The following is a 19,289-nucleotide window of genomic DNA, read 5'->3' on the forward strand; positions in this document are numbered from 1 at the left end:
ACCTATTCTAAATAATTAATTATGGCTTTGGTCTATAATTTGATACTTTTGTAAGCATGAATTTAAAAATCAAATGGCTGTTAACCTGTTTTATAATTTGCATAACTACATCAGCACAAAATATTAAAACAGTTCAATTAAGACCTCTTGGCTCAAAAGCCTACGCCCCAATAACCAGGTTAGGCAATGTATTAGAATTATCTTTTGATGATTTAGATGCAGATAACAAACGTTATCAGTATAAAATTCAACACATGACTCCAAATTGGACTCCAAGTGATATACAATCTAACCAATATATTCAAGGGTTTGACCAAGATTACATTATCAACGTTACCAATTCATTTAACACCTTACAAGACTATACACATTACCAGGTTCAATTCCCTAATGAAAACACTCGAATAACAAAAAGCGGCAATTATTTAATTTCGATTTTAAATGATTATGATGAAGTTGTTTTTACAAGAAAATGTGTTTTTTATGAAGACTTAGCTACTGTTGGTGTATCTGTGTTAAGAAGCAGAAATATTAACTACGTTAATGAGAAACAAACCGTACAGTTTATTGTAAACCATCCTAACATCAATATCCAAAACCCTAATCAAGAGATTAAAGTTAGTGTTTTACAAAATCACAATTGGAACATTGCCAAAAACAATATTGAACCGCTATTCATTAAACCTTATCAACTTGTTTATAATCACACCATGAAAACAAATTTTTGGGGCGGAAATGAGTTTTTGAATTTTGACAATAAATACATCAGAAACACAAGCTTAAACATTGCAAAAACCTCACGAGAAGATGTTTTTCACAATTACTTATATCCAAACGAACCTCGAGAATACAAACCATACACCTATAACCCTGATATTAACGGACAATTTATTGTAAGAACATTAGATGCACAAGATACTGATACAGAAGCAGATTATGCAACTATGCATTTTACCCTTGAAACCATAGAACCTTACAATGAAGATGTTTATGTGTATGGAGCTTTTAACAACTTTGCGTTAAATGAAGAGAATAAAATGGAGTACGATAATGACATTGCAGCTTACACTTGCAAAATTCCAATAAAACAAGGATTTTATAATTATACTTTTGTAACAAAGAATAACAACACACCTAACATAACCCAAATTGAAGGGTCTTTTTATCAAACTGAAAATGAATATACAGTAATTGTTTATTACAAGCCTTTTGGTGAAATATACCACAGAGTTATTGGTGTAGGTTTTGGTTACTTTAATCAAAACCAATAAAAAAACCATCTATGTTTGAACAAATTACCAAAGGCATAAAAATAGCCGTAAAATCAAACTATAACGGCATGATTCTGCATGATGGCAACCATTATCATGCCTTTAGTTATTTAATTAGTATTACAAATACTAGTAAAGAAACGGTACAACTTTTAAAAAGATATTGGACTATTAATGACAGCCTTCATAATACTGAAAAAATTGAAGGACCGGGTGTGGTTGGCGAAACACCAATAATCCCTCCCAATAAACAATACAAATACACCTCTAATTGTTTCTTACAATCAACTGCTGGATCTATGTTTGGAAGTTATAAAATGATAAATATTGATACAAACGAGGCTTTTTTAGTAAGAATTCCTAAATTTCAACTTTTTACAACCTCTATGCTAAACTAAATGAGCAAACAACTAACCAATTACAAAAATCTACACTGCTTAAATTGTAACTATCCTTTTTTTGGACATGAAAAATTTTGCCCTGAATGTGGACAAAAGAACAAAAAGAAAAAAATAACATTTGGTAATTTTGTTAGTGAAATATTTGCTGGTTTTTTTTCTTGGGACACCAAGTTTTGGCGAACCATTCTTCCTCTTTTAGTTAAACCAGGTAGGGTTACAGATGATTATATAAACGGAAAAAGAGCACGCTATGTAAATCCTTTTCGATTTTACATTACCACCTCAATTATATTCTTTTTAATTCTAAGCTTAACAGATGGCTACACCAAATACAACAAACTAAATGGTAATGAAGACACCCAAAAAACATCATTGTTTGGTTTAAACGTCAATAAAAACGATGAAGATTTTGACTTGGAAGATTTTAGTAATGATTTTTTTGACAAACTCGAAAAACAAGAAAAGGAAAAAGATTCTTTAAACAAACTGGTAGCAAACGGAATTATTACAACTGCTCAGAAAGACTCTATATATAACTTAAAAAAAGGAAGGGCTTCGTTTTCTGTTTCAGGAAATGGTAATAATTTAAAGTTCATACTTTTTAAAAGAAAACATCCAAAAATGAAGATTGACGATGCTTTAGATTCTTTGAAAGTAGAAAAAACTTTCATGAATAGGTTTTGGTATTCTAGATCTGATTTTTTTCACAGCATGCTATCTGATGAAGAAGCGAGTTATGAATACATGAATAAAATTATTTCTTACAGTTCAATTGCTTTATTTGTTCTGTTACCTTTATTTACTCTGTTTTTATTATTGTTATACATTAGAAAGAAAAAACACACATATATAGAACATTTGATATTTGTTTTTCATATACAAACAGTATTTTTTATACTTTTTACGCTTTTTGTTTTACTGAAGTTAATTACTAACTCTTCAGATGCAATACTGATTTTTACTTTATTATTTTTAATATATCTATTTCTATCAATGAAAAACTTTTACAAACAAAGCTACTCTAAAACCTTAGTTAAGTTTGTAATATTAAACGGAGTTTATGCTGGTTTAACTATGCTTGGAATGATTGCGCTATCTTTTATAGCGTTTGCATTGTATTAAAAGTAACATTCTTATAATCATGTACCTTACCTGATAAAAAATCATGGTACAGCACTGAAATTGTATTATTATTTTTTTTTACAGAAGTTACACTAACAGTCTCTACTTGAGGTCTTTTCATTTTTAAAGACACATCTGGAGAGCCTAACTTATCGTTTTTATGAAACTGTAAAATAGATTCTTGTGAAAAGTCGTTAGTATCATTTAGCCAATTCTTAAACCAAGACTTTCGTAACTGCTTCATTTCATCATCATATAAAGTAGCACTAGACCAAATGTGGGGTTTGGTATTACTTAGCTGTTGAAAATGCTTTGTTTGACCTGTCCAAACCAACTCATAATACTGTAAATTACTATTCCAATCAACCAAAACAATAGTAAACGGCTCAATATCTTCAAAAACATAATTTTCTATCATAGAAACTGCATCTTCAGACGCTAGTAATTCTTTAACTACAACACCTCTACTTAACCTATAACTATCCTTTCTTACATGTTTTTCATAACCACCATTTAACAAACATATCAGTCTTTTTTTCTCACTTAACCCAATCCAGGTACCACCAGCTAATTCATCTTTAGGAAATAACATGTTGGTTTTATTCTCTGTATATAATTTAGGAGGAATAGTTTTCCTTTTGGGAGTTTCATCTCTATTGGATGTTAAAATAAAATCAGAAGAATTTACAGGAAACAAAGTTACTGTACACATATGTTAAGGGATTTACAAGCACAAATATACAACCTAGATCTGTACTTTTAGTGTCAGTTAAAAATCGTACATTTACACTTCAAAATTATCACAATTAAACCAATAAACAAACAACCATGGGAAAAGGATTTTTCAATGTACCAGTAGCTGTTAACGAACCTGTAAAAGGATACGCTCCTGGAACACCAGAAAGAGAAGCCGTTTTACAACAATATAAAGCCTATTTTAACGGTTCCGTAGAAGTACCAATGTACATCGGACACGAAGAGATTAAAACTGGAAACACTAATAATATGACTCCTCCGCATGATCATAAACATGTAGTAGGAACCTATCATACTGGTGGAAAAGAACATGCCAACAAAGCTATTGAAGCTGCTTTAGAAGCTCGCAAAGACTGGTCACAAATGCCATGGGAGCAACGCGCTGCAATATTTTTACGCGCTGCAGATTTAATTGCAGGTCCATACCGTGCAAAAATTAATGCTGCAACCATGATTGCACAGTCTAAAACAATCCACCAGGCTGAAATTGATGCTGCTTGTGAATTAATTGACTTTTTACGTTTTAACGTAGAATACATGTCTGATATTTACGCAGAGCAACCAAACTCTGACGATGGAATTTGGAACCGTGTTGAATATCGTCCGTTAGAAGGATTCATTTACGCTATCACACCATTTAACTTTACTGCTATTGCTGCAAATTTACCAGCGTCTGCAGCAATGATGGGTAATACAGTTGTTTGGAAACCATCTGACAGTCAAATTTTCTCTGCACAAGTAATTATGGAGGTATTCCAAGAAGCAGGCTTACCAAACGGAGTTATTAATATGATCATGGGAGACCCTGTTGAGATTACTGATACCGTGTTAAGCTCTCCTGATTTCTCTGGATTACACTTTACAGGATCTACTTTTGTATTTAAAGAATTATGGAAAAAAATTGGAGAAAACATCCATACATATAAAACATACCCAAGAATTGTTGGAGAAACAGGTGGTAAAGATTTTATAATCGCACATCCATCTGCAAACCCAAAACAAGTAGCTACAGGTATTTCAAGAGGTGCTTTTGAATTCCAAGGACAAAAATGTTCTGCGGCATCAAGAGTATATCTGCCAAAATCAATGGCTAACGAAGTATTAGAATTTGTTAAAGAAGATGTTGCTTCATTTAAAATGGGATCTCCTGAAGATATGAGTAACTTTATTACTGCTGTTATTCACGAAGGATCTTTTGACAAATTAGCTAAATATATTGACCAAGCAAAAGCTGATAGTGATGCTGAAATTATTGCGGGTGGAAACTATGATAAATCTAAAGGATATTTTATTGAACCTACTGTTATCTTAACAACGAATCCTAAATATACTACCATGGAAACTGAATTATTCGGACCAGTAGTAACTGTTTATGTTTATGAAGATGCAGATTGGGCTAAAACTTTAGAATTAGTAGACGGAACTTCTGAATACGCCTTAACAGGAGCTGTATTCTCAACAGATAGATACGCTGTTGCTGAAGCTACAAAAGCTTTAGAGAACTGTGCTGGAAACTTCTATATCAACGACAAACCAACTGGAGCTGTTGTAGGACAACAACCTTTTGGTGGTGCTAGAGCTTCTGGAACCAATGATAAAGCAGGATCAGCTCAAAACCTATTACGTTGGGTATCTCCTCGATTAATTAAAGAAACTTTTGTTTCTCCAAAAGATTATAGATATCCTTTCTTAGGAGAATAAAGTTTTTATTCTGAAATGTCACCTTTAGCAGAGTCGAAAGGTCTTTCAGAATATCATTATAAAACAAAAACCAACCTCAAATGAGGTTGGTTTTGTTTTTATTCATTAAAAGATTATTAAGCTAGATATAAATCTTTATAGCTATTGATATAACTTTTAAGCCTTAAAAATTGATTCTTTGATCCTTTAAACCTCACTGTTTCTTTGAAGTTTATATATCCATATTTATCCAAAAAACTACCGATAGAAGTATTCAAAAAAGATGAAGACATCGATAGGTCAGAATCTACATATAAAAGTAATTGTTCTTCATTTAGATATGCCTTTTGTAGAGCATCAAACAAAACAAGTCCTTCTTTATTTGAACTTGAATTTCTCACGATATTTTTTAACACCAAAGTTTTCATCAGAAAAAATATTTTAATTACCACCTACAAATTCTATGCAAAAATAGAATTAAATATACAATTCTTTTATTAAAAATCAAATATTTCATCTAAATCGTCTTTTTCAACAAAAGTATTCAAGTCAACCTCTACTTTAATCAAAGTACCTGAAAAATCAAAGTCAACCTCCCCTGAAACATACATTTTACCAGCAGACTTTTCTACAAAACCATTGTTAGATAAAATCAGTAATTTACCATTAGATGTTTCTGTAAGTTCTAAAATATTACTCAACCCAAACCCCCTATTTCTTGGAGTTGAATTTATAGAAAACCCTCTCTCTAATGATTTTAATATCGCTTTCCAATCCTCTAAAGGCTTTTCTTCCTTAGATGCTTTATCATTATTAATTGAAGTTGGAATCCCTATTCCAAAATCACAAACTGAAAACGAAATTTTATTATTCTTAGGGTAATACTGCGTAATAATGTAACCTGTAACCGGAGATCTAGAATGATCAAAAACGTTATTAAAAACTTCATCCATATTGGATGATAATGGTATTAAATCCTTGTTGTTTGTATATCTTTCAAAGTATTGTTTAGCATACATTGAATAAGTATATATCATGTCTTCTGATATCTTCCAAAGGCAAAGGGTAGTTCTATTATGAGACAAAGTAAATTTTGTCCTATCAAAACCTTCCTTCCAATACTCCTTAAACTTTACATTAAACAAATGATTATTAAACCTTTCTGTCCCACCAATAAATTTAACCTCACAATTTGTGATATAAAAACTCTCAATTAAACAAGCTAAAATCACAAAATCATCCGTTTCCATAAAACGAACATTATTGAAATCTACTATTAACAAATCAACATCATTAACATAATTCAAACTCTCTTTTACAAATTGAAACCAGTCTCTTGCCTTTTGATTGGATGGAACTTTTAAAATATACTTTTTCATTAACTTTTTTGATAAAAATAACCGTTTTACAAGAAAACATATACTAAACCAAAATAAAAAATTCTTTTTTAAAAGAAGTAAATTTACTTCTATCCTCTTTTAATATACCTTTGCAAAAAAATAATATATGCAGTTTTCTGATTTACCATTACATAAAAACATCTTAAAAGCAGTTGCTGAATTAAGATTTCATTCACCAACCGTAGTTCAACAAAAAGCTATACCTGTTATTATAGCTAAAAAAGATGTTATTATAGCTGCACAAACTGGAACGGGTAAAACTGCCGCTTTTGCATTACCTATAATAAACCAGTTAATTGAAACTCAAGACACTGAAAAAGGCGAAAAAAAAATTAAAGCATTAATTATTAGCCCCACCAGAGAACTTGCACATCAAATAAACGAAAACTTTAAAGCTTTTTGTAAATACACTAACCTCAGAACCACAGTTGTATATGGTGGTGTATCTTTAGAGCCACAAAAAGATGTATTAAAAAAAGGAGTAGATATTTTAATTGCTACCCCTGGAAGACTTTTAGACTTGCACAGGCAAGGTGAAATTGATTTAAGACTTCTTAAAACATTAGTAATAGACGAAGCTGATTTAATGCTTGACATGGGCTTTATTAACGATGTTCAAAACATCGAAGAGTTATGCCCACGTAAAAAACAAACACTGCTGTTTTCCGCTACAATGCCTGATAAAATTGTTGCTTTGGCTAGCACAATTCTTCAAAATCCAGAAAAACTTAGTGTAGCATCAACAGAAACTAAAGCTAAAGAAATTGGTCAGTTGTTATATTACGTTCCTAAAAGAAATAAAACAGATTTATGTTTACAGCTATTAAGAACAGAAATTAATGGAAAGGTTATAATATTTAGACGTACAAAATTTGGAGTTGATAAATTAGAACAAACTTTACAAAAAAATGGATATCAGGTTACAAGCTTACACGGTGATAAAAGTCAGAATTTAAGAAATAAAGCTATTGAAGATTTTAAAAACAACAAAGCTCATATATTAATCGCTACAGATGTTGCTGCTAGAGGTATTGACATAAGCAAGGTAGATGTAGTTATTAATTTTGATTTACCAAACATTGCCGAAACCTATGTTCACAGAATAGGAAGAACAGGTAGAGCAGGAAAATCTGGTTTAGCTATCTCTTTATGTAGTATAGACGAAGTAGCTTATGTTAAAATCATACAAGCTTTTATTGGTAAAGATTTAAAAGTTATTGAAGATCATCCGTTTCCAGTAAAAAAACCCAAACCTAAAAAACAACCCAACACTATTAATCCAAATAAGAAAAGTAGAAAATCTAAAAACTCTAAAAAAAACAAAAAACGCTGGTATTAACCAGCGTTTTTTTATCCTTTATATTTAATTGGTAAATGAACCACTTTTTTAGTTTCAAAAAAATCTTCATCAAAAAAGTTTGGCAAATCATAAATAGTTGCACTTGGAAACTTAGCTAATTCTTCAGTCAAATCTCCACCTTTTAAGTATAAAATACCATTTTTAAGTGCATGATTCTGCTTTTTTTGAACCTTGTTTTTTACCCAACGATGAAAAGTTTCCATTTGAGCAACAGCTCTACTTACAATAAAATCATAGGTTTCTTTTACCTCTTCTACTCTACCATGAGTAGTTTTTACATTTTCAAGCCCTAAACCTTCTTTAACTTCGTTAACAACCTTTATCTTTTTCCCAATAGAATCTACCAAATGAAAGTTGGTTTCAGGAAATAAAATTGCTAACGGTATTCCAGGAAAACCGCCTCCAGTTCCAACATCCATAACAGCGCTACCCGGTTCAAACTGCATAACCTTGGCTATTCCTAAAGAATGTAAAACATGACGTAGATATAATTCATCAATATCTTTTCTAGAAACCACATTAATTTTCAAGTTCCAATCTTGATATAATTCTTGTAGTTTAGAAAACTTTGCTATTTGATCTTCGGTTAAATCCGGAAAATATTTTAAAACGATTTCCATAATACTAATTTCAACCGCAAAAATAAAAAAGTATTCATCAAATAAGTTACTTATACAACAAAACAATAATTATCGTTAAAAAATTGCGTTATAAAAATAGTTGATGCAAAAAAGATGTATTTTTACCCACTTTAAGAACGATTATGAAGCAAGTACAATTTTCCCGAATAGATAAAACAAAATTTTTTAGAACCCTTAATAAAAGAGTTAACACATATTTTAAAGAAAATAATATTAAAAGAACTGGTAACTGGAAACTATACACCAAAGCAATAATAATGTTTGCTATGTTTTTAGTTCCGTTTATTTTAATACTTACAGTAAATATGCCACAATGGGTTCAACTTTTACTAACCATTGTTATTGGCGTTGGAATGGCTGGTGTTGGAATGAATGTTATGCATGATGCTAACCATGAATCTTTTTCTACAAAAAAATGGGTAAATAAATTAATGGGGAGTAGCATTTACATTTTAGCAGGAAATGTATATAACTGGAAAGTTCAACACAATGTTTTACACCACACCTACACAAACATACCAGAACATGATGAAGATATTGATGCTGGAAGAATTATTCGTTTTTCTAAAAAAGCAGAATGGTTACCAATTCATAAATTTCAAAAATATTATTCACCTGTGTTATATGGATTATTAACAATTAACTGGGCAATTACTACAGATTTTAAACAAATGCACCGATATTTAAAAAGAAAATTATCTTACGGTGAGTTTCCTAATCCAGCAACAGAATGGACAAAATTAGTGGTCTCTAAAATTGCATATTACTTATTATGGTTAGTATTGCCAATAGCCGTATTAAATGTAGCATGGTGGAAAGTATTAATTGGCTTTTTTGTTATGCATTACACAGCTGGTATTATTTTAAGTATTATTTTTCAGTTAGCACATATTGTTCCTTCAACAGAAATGCCTTCTCCAGATGAAAATGGTAATATGAAAAATACATGGGCAATTCATCAATTATACACTACTGCTAACTTTGCGCCTAAAAATTGGTTTATTAATTTTTATTCTGGTGGATTAAACCATCAAGTAGAACATCATATTTTCCCGAATATTTCTCATATTCATTATAAAAAAATAGCGCAAATTGTTAAAGAAACAGCTAAAGAATTCAATTTACCTTACAACGAATATAAAACCACCAGAAAAGCTATTATTGAACATTTTAGACACATAGCTGAGCTGGGTAAAAAACCTCAATTAGCATAAACACAACACAATGTCACAACCATTATCTAACAAAATTCAAAGTTTACCAGTTTCACAAACTTTAGCAATGGCTGCTAAAGCAAGAGAATTAAGAGCCGAAGGAAAAGATATTATTAGTTTAAGTTTAGGTGAACCTGACTTTAACACACCAGATTTTATTAAAAATGCGGCTATAGAAGCTATCAATCAAGATTACAATTCGTACACTCCTGTAGATGGCTATGCAGAGCTTAAAGAAGCAATATGCACCAAATTTAAACGCGATAATGGTTTAACATACCAACCCAATCAAATTGTTGTATCTACAGGAGCAAAACAATCTATTGCTAATGTAATGCAAGTATTATTAAACCCAGGTGATGAAGTTTTATTACCTTGTCCTTATTGGGTTAGTTACTCTGCCATTGCAACATTATGTGAAGCAGTTTCAGTAGAAATACCATCTACTATTGAAACCAATTTTAAAATTACCCCAGCACAACTTGAAGCTGCCATTACACCAAAAACTAAGTTAATTTTATTTAATTCTCCCAACAACCCAAGTGGAACTATTTACACAAAGGAAGAATATGAAGCGTTAGCTAAAGTATTAGAAAAATATCCTCAGATATTTGTAATGTCTGATGAAATATACGAGCATATCAACTACGGAACTAAACCTTTTAGTTTTGCAGCTATCGAAAGTATGTACGAAAGAACAATAACAGTTAACGGATTAGCTAAAGCATTTGCTATGACTGGCTGGAGAATTGGCTATATTGGTGCTCCAGACTGGATTGCAAAAGCTTGTACAAAAATGCAAGGGCAAATAACTTCAGGAACCAACTGTATTGCTCAAAGAGCTGCCATTACAGCTGTTTTGGCAAATCCAAGTCAAATTCAATACATGGTTACAGAATTTGAAGCCAGAAGAAACATGATGCTTGATTTATTAAGCAAAATTAATGGCTTTAAATTAAACGTACCAGAAGGTGCCTTTTATATTTTTCCAGATATTTCTGACTTTTTTGGTAAAACCATAAAAGGAAAGGAAATAAAAAATGCCGGTGATTTTTCTATGCTTTTACTAGAAGAAGCAAATGTTGCCACGGTTACTGGTGAAGCTTTTGGAGAACCAAATTGCATCAGAATCTCTTATGCTGCTTCTGAACTACAATTACGTGAGGCTGTTAAAAGAATTAAAGAGGTAGTAAGCTAAAAATATTACTATTACACGTAAAAAATGCTTGAAGAAAAAACTCTTCAAGCATTTTTTATTAAAAAGGTAACTTTAGTTTATTTGCTTTTTTCTTTTTAGACTTTTTTAGGTATAAAACCTTTTTATCGTAATCTATAAAGGCTTTTCCTTTTTCTAAAACATCTGCACCAATAATTCCATGAACTTCTGAAGCATTATGATGTTTTAAAGCGGTATTTACATGAGTTAAATCAAACAAAACTAAGTCTGAATTTTTTAATTTCCAATCTCCTATTTTTAGAATATTATTAGAAGATTTATGAGTTTCCATATCTGTTGCTCCAGCACCCGCTGCTTTTACATCACTTTCTTCTGTAATAAGTTTAAAATAATCTTTTAAATCTAACCCAACACACGAGTTTGATGCTCCAGTATCCAATATAAATACTCCTTTTACCCCGTTAATTTTTGCAGATAACTCTAGATGATTCGTTACCATTTTTTTTAACTTAACTCGTATATATTTCTTTTTACGTAATACTTTTTTCAAACTTGCCATTTCTCGTACTTTTGCACTCGCAAAGATACAGTACTATTTTATGATTACAGATACTCACACACACTTATATTCAGAGCAGTTTAATGAAGATAGAGATGAAATGATACAACGTGCTAAAGCTGCTGGTGTATCTCGTTTTTTTATTCCTGCCATAGACAGTTCATATACAGAAAGTATGATGACACTTGAAAAGAACTATCCGAATGATGTTTTTTTGATGATGGGTTTACACCCAACTTCTGTAAAAGAAAACTTTGAAGAAGAGCTTGCTCATGTAAAACAATGGTTAGAGCAAAAAGATTTTTACGCAATAGGTGAAATTGGTATCGATTTGTACTGGGATAAAACATTTTTAGCGCAACAACAACAAGCTTTTAAAACTCAAATTCAATGGGCAAAAGAAAAAAAACTACCAATAGTTATTCACTGTAGAGATGCTTTTGATGAAATTTTTGAAATTTTAGAAGAAGAAAAAAGTGAAGATTTATTTGGAATTTTTCACTGCTTTACTGGAACATTAGAGCAAGCACAAAAAGCAATATCGTATAATATGAAGCTAGGAATTGGCGGTGTAGTTACTTTTAAAAATGGTAAAATAGATAAGTTTTTAGATCAAATTGATATTAAAAATATTGTTTTAGAAACCGATTCACCCTATTTAGCACCTACTCCTTTCAGAGGCAAAAGAAATGAAAGTAGTTATATAGAGCAAGTTGTTGGTAAATTAGTTGATATATACGGGCTTTCTTTCGAAGAAATTTCCGAAATTACTACTCAAAATTCAAAAGACGTTTTTGGTGTCTAAAACACAAATAGCATATTATAAATCTCCTATCGGAACTCTAGAAATAACTGGAGGTTCTAAGGGAATTTATAGTATTATTTTTGTTGATGAAACTTCAGAAAATCCTTCTCAAGTAATAGCTACAGAAATACAAAATTGCATTCAACAGTTAGATGAATACTTTAAAGGAACACGTAAAGAATTTGAACTAAAATTAGCCCCAAAAGGAACTAAATTTCAAGGAAAAGTTTGGAAAGAGTTACTAAAGGTACCCTATGGTAAAACAAAAAGCTACTCACAACAATCTATAGCATTAGGCGATGTTAAAGCCATTAGAGCAGTTGCAACTGCCAATGGAAAAAACCCTATTTCAATTATTATTCCATGTCATAGAATCATTGGCTCAGACGGATCTTTAACCGGATATGCTGGTGGTATTTGGAGAAAAAAATGGTTGTTAGAGCACGAAGGTGTATTGAAAAAACAAACAAGCTTGTTTTAATTTAAATTTCTTTTTTCAGCAAAAAACTTCTTTAATAAAAAACTACATTCATTTTCTAAAACACCTTTTATTACCTTTGTTTTTGGGTGTAATCTTGTATTTAATACACTAAAACCTAGTTTAGGTTCACTAGCCCCGTAAACTATTTTTCCTATTTGAGCCCAATAACTAGCTCCAGCACACATTTGACAAGGTTCTAACGTTACATAAAGTACACAATCTTTTAAAAATTTACCCCCTAAATAATCTGAAGCAGCGGTGTAAGCTTGCATTTCTGCATGTGCTGTAACATCATTAAGTGTTTCTGTTAAGTTATGAGCTCTTGCAATAATTTGTCCATTTAAAACAATTATTGCTCCAACAGGAACTTCCCCCTTATCAAAAGCAGTTTGCGCCTCTACAAGCGCTTTTTTCATAAAATAAACATCATCAAAAGGCTCCATAACTTATAAATCGATATTAGCTAAACAAAAGTAACTAATTTTTATAGGCTTTCAATTTTGTTAAAATGGTTATTTTTACCAAAAATTTATAATTTGATTTCTTTAGAAACCGCTACAAATAAAAAAATTTACTTTGCTTCAGATCAACATTTAGGAGCCCCCACTAATGAACTTAGCTTCCCTAGAGAACAAAAATTTGTTCAATGGCTAAACGAAGTAAAACATGATGCTTGCGCCATTTTTTTACTTGGGGACTTATTTGATTTTTGGTTTGAATACAAGAAAGTTGTTCCTAAAGGATTTGTCAGGGTTTTAGGAAAACTAGCAGAAATAAGAGATTCTGGTATCCCTATTTACTTTTTTGTAGGTAATCATGATTTATGGATGCATGATTATTTTGAAAAAGAGTTAAACATTCCTGTTTTTCATTCTCCACAAGAATTTAAAATTAATAATCAACTTTTTTTAATTGGTCATGGTGATGGTTTAGGACCTCACGACAAAGGCTATAAACGAATGAAAAAAGTATTCACTTTCGCACCTTTTAAATGGTTGTTCAGGTGGTTACATCCTGATTTAGGAGTTAAACTCGGCCAATATATGTCTGTAAAAAATAAAATGATTTCAGGCGATGAAGATTTTAAATTTTTAGGAGAAGATAAAGAATGGCTTGTTCAATATTGCAAGCGCAAACTAAATCATAAACATTATGATTATTTTATTTTTGGACACCGACACCTTCCTTTAGAAATTCAGTTAAAACCAGATAGTAAGTATATAAACCTTGGTGACTGGGTGAACTACTTTACATTTGCAGTTTATTATAACAAAGAGTTGTCTCTTGAAAAATATTCATAAAAAAGCCTCATGTTACATGAGGCTTTTTTTTAAAACTATTAAAATCTAAATGTAAGTCCAGCTTTAAAAGTCATACCATTAAAGCCAAATTGATTTACCTCCCAAGGATATTTAAATCTTCCTCCTAAATCGGTGACTACATCTCCTTTTGTATCAATTTCATCTGGATACACATCAAATAAATTATTTATCATCACATTTGCAGAGATAACTTCTGAAAATTTATAACCTAAAGCTAAATCTGTTACTGTTTTACCTGAAAAAGTTTGATCTTTTGAAGGATCTGATGCATGCTGCCATGTTACTTCTCCAAAGTAAGTATTATTTAATGACGTTGTAAAATTACCTACTTCATAATTAGCTCCAAATAATAATTTTGTATTTGGTCGAGAGCTAGTAATTCTAGACTGTTCTTTTCTATTAAATATTTTGTTTTTATAATTTTCTAAACTCTCAGGAGTATCTACCTCTCCTTCTAACTTAGTTCTATTAATGTTTAATGCCATATTTAAAGCAAGTTTCCCTGCTGCAAAATCTATATTTCTATATCTCATCGTATAATCAAACCCTTGGGTAATTGTATTAACCGCATTAATAAAGAATTTTAGACTCGTTATATCATTATTATCAAGTATTTCTTCAACTGCAGCATTAGTATTACCAAAGTCATCTGTAGCTCCAATTTCACCAGTAAATAAAACCCTATCATCAACAGTTACATGATAATAATCTAAAGAAATAGTAAAATCTGAAGATGCTTTTACTGTTAAGCCTGCTGATATGTTATTAGAGGTTTCAGCAAACAATGGTTTTACCCCTAAGCTCTTAACTACTGGACTAACATTATTAAAAGTTCCTTGATTTGAGATAGTTTGATTAGATACTAAAGTCTGAACATTACTTAAATACACTTGATGCAATGAAGGCGCTCTAAAACCTGTACTGTATGAGGCTCTCAAAACCCCTGCTTCACCTACTTTTAATCTTGAATTTAATTTCCATGAAAAATTATCTCCAAAATCAGAGTAATTTTCATAACGAATGGCACCTCCAATTAAAAACTTCTCAGTAATATCCCAATCTAATGTAGAATATGCTCCAATATTTGTTCTAGTTTCACTTAAAGCATTCCCTGGTTGTAATCCCGGAAAAGACTGTGCTCCACCGTCAACATATGAAGCTTCTTCTCCTGCTTCAACATCAAATTGCTCTTGACGTCCTTCTAAACCAAAACCAACACTAACTTTCCCAAAAGATCTGCTAACATCAAAATTACCTACAATATTACTAAAACCATACCCTCCTGCATTAAAAACAATTGGACTAGCTGCACCCAAACTCGGATTAATAGTATTTCCTATAGTGTAATCTACTGTATTACCACCGTAAGTTGCACTTGCATCTGCATCAAATTCTCCTAATTTAAATTTCACTCCTCCCGTAAATAAAACATCAATAATATCTGTTTCAAAAGTTGGCTGAAAACCATTATAATCCTGGCCGTCTGGCGTTAATAAACCAAAATCATCTGTAATCCAGTATGGAGGCCTGTATAAGGCAAAACTCTTTCCTAACCTATAATCCATACCACCAAATGCATACAATGTTGTATTTTCAGATAATGGATACTCTGTATTTAAATACAAATCTCCTTTTGTCATTTGAGGCTGACCAATAATCATTCCTAAATCAGGGTTTTCACGTGTCCATTCATTATCAACTCCAAATAAGTCATCTCTTCCTGGCTCACCTGCCCTATCAGTATAATCTTGATGATATCCACTTAATGTAGCATTCAAAAAACCTCCTTCTCCAAAAGTAAAAGTATGATTCACATTTGCTCCTGCGTTGAACCCATCTCCTTCTTTAGTAATACCAGAACTTACATTAACTTCCGTGTTTTTTATATTCTTTTTTAAAATAATATTTACAACACCTGCAACAGCATCAGATCCATATTGAGCAGACGCTCCATCTCTTAATACTTCTACTCTCTCTATAGCAGCAGTTGGAATACTTTTCATATCTGTACCTACTTCTCCTTTTCCTGGAGTATCATTCACATACACTAACGCACTTTGGTTTTTCCTCTTGCCGTTAACTAAAACCAAAGTTCTACTCGGGCCCAAACCCCTTAAGTCAGCTGGATCAAAATGTGCTGTAGCATCAGATACTGTTTGATTACTTGCATTGTAAGATGGCACAGCATAAGTTAACATTTGGTCTATATTATTTTGACCTGTTGATTGTAATTCTCTAACACTAATATTATCAATAGGTACTGCTGAATCTAAAATAGTTCTTGGCTTCGATCTGTTTCCTGTTAAAACAACCTCATCTAAAACATTACCCTCCTCTAAAACAACGTTTAAAACACCACCTGAAACCTTTTTTTCTACAACATTAAAACCAATGGATGAAAATACTAAAATAGACGGACTGGATTTTAAATTCAAATTAAACTCTCCTTCTAAGTTGGTAGAAGTTCCATTTGATGTCCCTTTTTCAACTACATTCACTCCTGGTAGTGGCTCTCCGCTAGTATCGGTTACCTTTCCTTTTACAACTTGCCCTAACAATGAGAAAGAACATAAAAACAAGAAAAGCCCTAACGTGCTTCTAATCGATAAATTTTTCATACTCTAGTTTAGATTTAATGTTTACATTAACAAATCTTTACATTTTTTTTAACAAAAACAAGCAAAAATTAAAAATAGATCAGTTTTTAAGTTAAAAAAAACAATAAACAAAACCGTAAAAGCCGTTTAAGTAACTTTTTATCAAAAACAACCCAACTAAAAACAATCTTTAACCAACTTTTAACAACTAAAAAATTGTTATTATTGTAGCTTTGTTTTCACAACCCTTAACCTTAATTATAAATTGTAATATGGATATAGATGTAAGAGCCATTAATGAGAAAATCGAAAAAGAAAGTGCTTTTGTTGATATTCTTACTGCTGAAATGAACAAAGTGATTGTTGGTCAAAAGCAGATGATTGAAACACTTTTAATAGGTTTATTAGGAAACGGCCATATTTTACTTGAAGGTGTACCTGGTTTAGCAAAAACATTAGCTATCAATACTCTTTCTAAAGCTGTAAATGGATCTTTTAGCAGAGTACAATTTACACCAGATTTACTTCCTGCAGATGTAGTTGGTACTATGATTTATAATGTTAAAGAAAATGACTTTTCTATTAAAAAAGGTCCAATTTTTGCAAATTTTGTTCTTGCTGATGAAATTAACCGTGCTCCTGCCAAAGTACAATCAGCTTTGTTAGAAGCCATGCAAGAACGACAAATTACTATTGGTGATGAAACTTTTAAACTAGACGAACCATTTCTTGTAATGGCAACACAAAACCCAGTTGAACAAGAGGGAACATATCCATTACCTGAAGCACAAGTTGATCGTTTTATGCTAAAAACTGTAATTGAATATCCTAAATTACAAGACGAACAACTTATCATGAGAATGAATTTAAATGGAGGTTTCCAAAAAGTAAACCCTGTTATTTCTATTGATCAAATATTAAGAGCAAGAAGTGTAGCTAACGAAGTTTACATGGATGAAAAGATTGAAAAATATATCTTAGACATTATTTTTGCTACACGTTTCCCTGAAAAATACAATTTAGAAAAACTTCAAGGTTTAATTAGCTTTGGTTCTTCACCTCGTGGTAGTATTGCTTTAGCCAAAGCTGCTAAATGTTATGCTTTCATCAAAAGAAGAGGTTACGTAATTCCTGAAGATGTAAGAGCTGTTGTTTACGATGTTCTAAGACACAGAATTGGAATCACTTACGAGGCTGAAGCTGAAAATATTACATCTGTAGATATTATAAACACCATAATAAACGAGATACAAGTCCCTTAAATCTATCCCCATAGATTATTATTAATTACCCCCCAAAAAAATGACATACAAATTAACAACGTACAAAACCTTACGAGGTAAGAAAAGAATTTTAGAAATCCCTAGAAAAAAAAGCACAGAAGCAATTGTTTACTTAGATGAAAAACCATCATTTTATGTGGATTGTTTTGATTTACAAACCGAATCTAATGTTATAATGAATAGCTTGGTATTATGCCAGCAAAGAAGCATTACAGAGGTTGTAAAAGAAATTGGAAAAAAGAATAATGTTAATTTATCAATAAAAGAAGCTCCGATATTTGCTGTTGAAAGTTCGTATGAAATGAAAGATATTGAGCTTCCACCGTTGCCTGAAAACTGGTTAAACTAATAGATGAATACCAAAGAATTATTAAAGAAAGTTCGAAAAATTGAAATAAAAACCAAAAGATTGTCTAACCACATCTTTGGAGGTGAATACCATTCTACTTTTAAAGGTAGAGGTATGACTTTTTCTGAGGTTAGACAATATCAATTTGGTGATGATGTTCGCTCTATAGACTGGAATGTTACTGCCAGGTATAATGAACCTTATGTAAAAGTTTTTGAAGAAGAACGAGAACTTACCATGATGTTAATGGTAGATGTTTCTGGCTCCGAATTCTTTGGTACCACCAATCAATTTAAAAAAGATACTGTTACAGAAATTGCAGCTACATTAGCTTTTTCTGCCATTCAAAACAATGATAAAGTAGGCTTGGTTTTATTTAGTGACCAAGTTGAACTTTTCATACCTCCTAAAAAAGGAAAAAGTCATGTACTTCGTATCATCCGAGAGTTAATTGAATTTTCTCCGAAGAGCAAAAAAACAAATATTAATGAGGCCTTAAAATTTCTTTCTGGTGTTATGAAAAAGAAAGCTATTGTTTTTGTTTTATCTGATTTTATGGATGATAATTATGCTAAGACACTAAAAATAGTTGGCAACAAGCATGATGTTACTGGTATACGTATTTATGATTCTTTTGATGAAGAATTACCTAACTTAGGAATGGTGCCAATGCTTGATAGCGAAACTAGTTCCGTACAGTTAGTAAACACCAGTTCTAAATCTGTACGAAATCAATACAAAGCAAACGCATTACAGTTAAAAGATGAATTTATCAATTCATTTAAAAAAAGTGGCTCGGGTACAATCAATATAAATACCAATGACAGCTACGTGAAAAAATTGTTGAGTTATTTTAAAAACAAAGCATAAG

General features: G+C 31.4%; 20 protein-coding genes. 13 read left to right on the top strand and 7 right to left on the bottom strand.

The annotated features are described in order from the left end of the window. Nucleotides 1–56 precede the first annotated feature (56 nt). Genes ACFQ1U_RS11195 through ACFQ1U_RS11205 form a run of 3 tightly spaced genes read left to right on the top strand, consistent with a single transcriptional unit; the run spans nt 57 to nt 2,794 of the window. Nucleotides 57–1,271 carry a type IX secretion system plug protein gene (locus ACFQ1U_RS11195; RefSeq protein ID WP_386108372.1) on the top strand — a complete coding sequence of 405 codons (1,215 nt, stop codon included), beginning with the start codon at nt 57–59 and terminating at the stop codon, nt 1,269–1,271. A gap of 11 nt (nt 1,272–1,282) precedes the next feature. Further along, a complete protein-coding gene (gene apaG, locus ACFQ1U_RS11200) occupies nt 1,283–1,669 on the top strand; it encodes a Co2+/Mg2+ efflux protein ApaG (protein WP_386108374.1) in 387 nt (128 codons plus the stop codon). Next, complete coding sequence (locus ACFQ1U_RS11205; RefSeq protein WP_386108377.1) at nt 1,670–2,794, top strand: DUF3667 domain-containing protein; 1,125 nt, start codon at nt 1,670–1,672, stop codon at nt 2,792–2,794. Here the strand turns inward: ACFQ1U_RS11205 and ACFQ1U_RS11210 are convergent. Further along, on the bottom strand, nt 2,772–3,506 hold the full coding sequence (locus ACFQ1U_RS11210) for an NRDE family protein (protein WP_386108379.1): 735 nt from the start codon (nt 3,504–3,506) through the stop codon (nt 2,772–2,774). The genes ACFQ1U_RS11205 and ACFQ1U_RS11210 overlap by 23 nt on opposite strands. Nucleotides 3,507–3,622: 116 nt before the next feature. On the opposite strand from ACFQ1U_RS11210, the gene pruA reads away from it, so the two are divergent. Then, nucleotides 3,623–5,251, top strand: a complete 1,629-nt coding sequence (gene pruA / locus ACFQ1U_RS11215) for an L-glutamate gamma-semialdehyde dehydrogenase (protein ID WP_386108381.1) — start codon at nt 3,623–3,625, stop codon at nt 5,249–5,251. A gap of 116 nt (nt 5,252–5,367) precedes the next feature. Here pruA and ACFQ1U_RS11220 read toward each other — a convergent pair whose 3' ends face one another. Together ACFQ1U_RS11220 and ACFQ1U_RS11225 are read right to left on the bottom strand one after the other, a co-directional pair. Then, entirely contained in the window at nt 5,368–5,658 is a 291-nt protein-coding gene (locus ACFQ1U_RS11220) for a hypothetical protein (protein WP_386108383.1), read from the bottom strand. A gap of 69 nt (nt 5,659–5,727) precedes the next feature. Next, the gene (locus ACFQ1U_RS11225; protein ID WP_386108385.1) at nt 5,728–6,609 is read right to left on the bottom strand and encodes an ATP-binding protein; all 882 of its coding nucleotides are present in this window, start codon (nt 6,607–6,609) and stop codon (nt 5,728–5,730) included. 127 nt (nt 6,610–6,736) lie between these two features. Here ACFQ1U_RS11225 and ACFQ1U_RS11230 point away from each other — a divergent pair, with 127 nt between their 5' ends. Continuing rightward, nucleotides 6,737–7,969: a DEAD/DEAH box helicase gene (locus tag ACFQ1U_RS11230; protein WP_386108387.1), complete on the top strand. Its 1,233-nt coding sequence runs from the start codon at nt 6,737–6,739 to the stop codon at nt 7,967–7,969. An 11-nt stretch (nt 7,970–7,980) separates the two neighbouring features. Here ACFQ1U_RS11230 and rsmG read toward each other — a convergent pair whose 3' ends face one another. Then, nucleotides 7,981–8,610 carry a 16S rRNA (guanine(527)-N(7))-methyltransferase RsmG gene (gene rsmG, locus ACFQ1U_RS11235; RefSeq protein WP_386108389.1) on the bottom strand — a complete coding sequence of 210 codons (630 nt, stop codon included), beginning with the start codon at nt 8,608–8,610 and terminating at the stop codon, nt 7,981–7,983. A 143-nt stretch (nt 8,611–8,753) separates the two neighbouring features. Here rsmG and ACFQ1U_RS11240 point away from each other — a divergent pair, with 143 nt between their 5' ends. Both ACFQ1U_RS11240 and ACFQ1U_RS11245 read left to right on the top strand, forming a co-directional pair. Beyond that, nucleotides 8,754–9,845 carry a fatty acid desaturase family protein gene (locus tag ACFQ1U_RS11240; RefSeq protein WP_386108391.1) on the top strand — a complete coding sequence of 364 codons (1,092 nt, stop codon included), beginning with the start codon at nt 8,754–8,756 and terminating at the stop codon, nt 9,843–9,845. Nucleotides 9,846–9,855: 10 nt separating this feature from the next. After that, entirely contained in the window at nt 9,856–11,043 is a 1,188-nt protein-coding gene (locus ACFQ1U_RS11245) for a pyridoxal phosphate-dependent aminotransferase (RefSeq protein ID WP_386108393.1), read from the top strand. A gap of 58 nt (nt 11,044–11,101) precedes the next feature. Here ACFQ1U_RS11245 and ACFQ1U_RS11250 read toward each other — a convergent pair whose 3' ends face one another. Further along, entirely contained in the window at nt 11,102–11,581 is a 480-nt protein-coding gene (locus tag ACFQ1U_RS11250; protein WP_386108395.1) for a retropepsin-like aspartic protease, read from the bottom strand. Between the two features lie 40 nt (nt 11,582–11,621). Here ACFQ1U_RS11250 and ACFQ1U_RS11255 point away from each other — a divergent pair, with 40 nt between their 5' ends. Both ACFQ1U_RS11255 and ACFQ1U_RS11260 read left to right on the top strand, forming a co-directional pair. After that, complete coding sequence (locus ACFQ1U_RS11255) at nt 11,622–12,386, top strand: TatD family hydrolase (RefSeq protein ID WP_386108397.1); 765 nt, start codon at nt 11,622–11,624, stop codon at nt 12,384–12,386. After that, entirely contained in the window at nt 12,379–12,867 is a 489-nt protein-coding gene (locus ACFQ1U_RS11260) for a methylated-DNA--[protein]-cysteine S-methyltransferase (RefSeq protein WP_386108399.1), read from the top strand. Before ACFQ1U_RS11255 ends, ACFQ1U_RS11260 begins: the two co-directional genes overlap by 8 nt. On the opposite strand, the gene ACFQ1U_RS11265 is transcribed toward ACFQ1U_RS11260, so the two are convergent. Beyond that, nucleotides 12,864–13,310 (bottom strand): nucleoside deaminase, encoded by a 447-nt coding sequence (locus tag ACFQ1U_RS11265; RefSeq protein WP_386108401.1) that lies wholly within the window; start codon nt 13,308–13,310, stop codon nt 12,864–12,866. The genes ACFQ1U_RS11260 and ACFQ1U_RS11265 overlap by 4 nt on opposite strands. Nucleotides 13,311–13,403: 93 nt before the next feature. On the opposite strand from ACFQ1U_RS11265, the gene ACFQ1U_RS11270 reads away from it, so the two are divergent. Continuing rightward, nucleotides 13,404–14,168, top strand: coding sequence for a UDP-2,3-diacylglucosamine diphosphatase (locus ACFQ1U_RS11270; RefSeq protein WP_386108403.1), 765 nt, complete (start codon nt 13,404–13,406; stop codon nt 14,166–14,168). Nucleotides 14,169–14,206: 38 nt separating this feature from the next. On the opposite strand, the gene ACFQ1U_RS11275 is transcribed toward ACFQ1U_RS11270, so the two are convergent. Further along, nucleotides 14,207–16,807 carry a TonB-dependent receptor gene (locus tag ACFQ1U_RS11275; RefSeq protein ID WP_386108405.1) on the bottom strand — a complete coding sequence of 867 codons (2,601 nt, stop codon included), beginning with the start codon at nt 16,805–16,807 and terminating at the stop codon, nt 14,207–14,209. A 251-nt stretch (nt 16,808–17,058) separates the two neighbouring features. Between ACFQ1U_RS11275 and ACFQ1U_RS11280 the strand changes: the two genes are divergently transcribed. Genes ACFQ1U_RS11280 through ACFQ1U_RS11290 form a run of 3 tightly spaced genes read left to right on the top strand, consistent with a single transcriptional unit; the run spans nt 17,059 to nt 19,288 of the window. Beyond that, entirely contained in the window at nt 17,059–18,048 is a 990-nt protein-coding gene (locus ACFQ1U_RS11280; protein WP_386108407.1) for an AAA family ATPase, read from the top strand. A gap of 40 nt (nt 18,049–18,088) precedes the next feature. Further along, complete coding sequence (locus ACFQ1U_RS11285; RefSeq protein WP_386108409.1) at nt 18,089–18,418, top strand: hypothetical protein; 330 nt, start codon at nt 18,089–18,091, stop codon at nt 18,416–18,418. Nucleotides 18,419–18,421: 3 nt separating this feature from the next. After that, nucleotides 18,422–19,288 carry a DUF58 domain-containing protein gene (locus ACFQ1U_RS11290; RefSeq protein ID WP_386108411.1) on the top strand — a complete coding sequence of 289 codons (867 nt, stop codon included), beginning with the start codon at nt 18,422–18,424 and terminating at the stop codon, nt 19,286–19,288. The last annotated feature ends 1 nt before the right edge of the window (nt 19,289 follow it).

The organism is Tenacibaculum geojense (assembly GCF_042676005.1).
Classification (GTDB): Bacteria; Bacteroidota; Bacteroidia; order Flavobacteriales; family Flavobacteriaceae; genus Polaribacter; species Polaribacter geojense.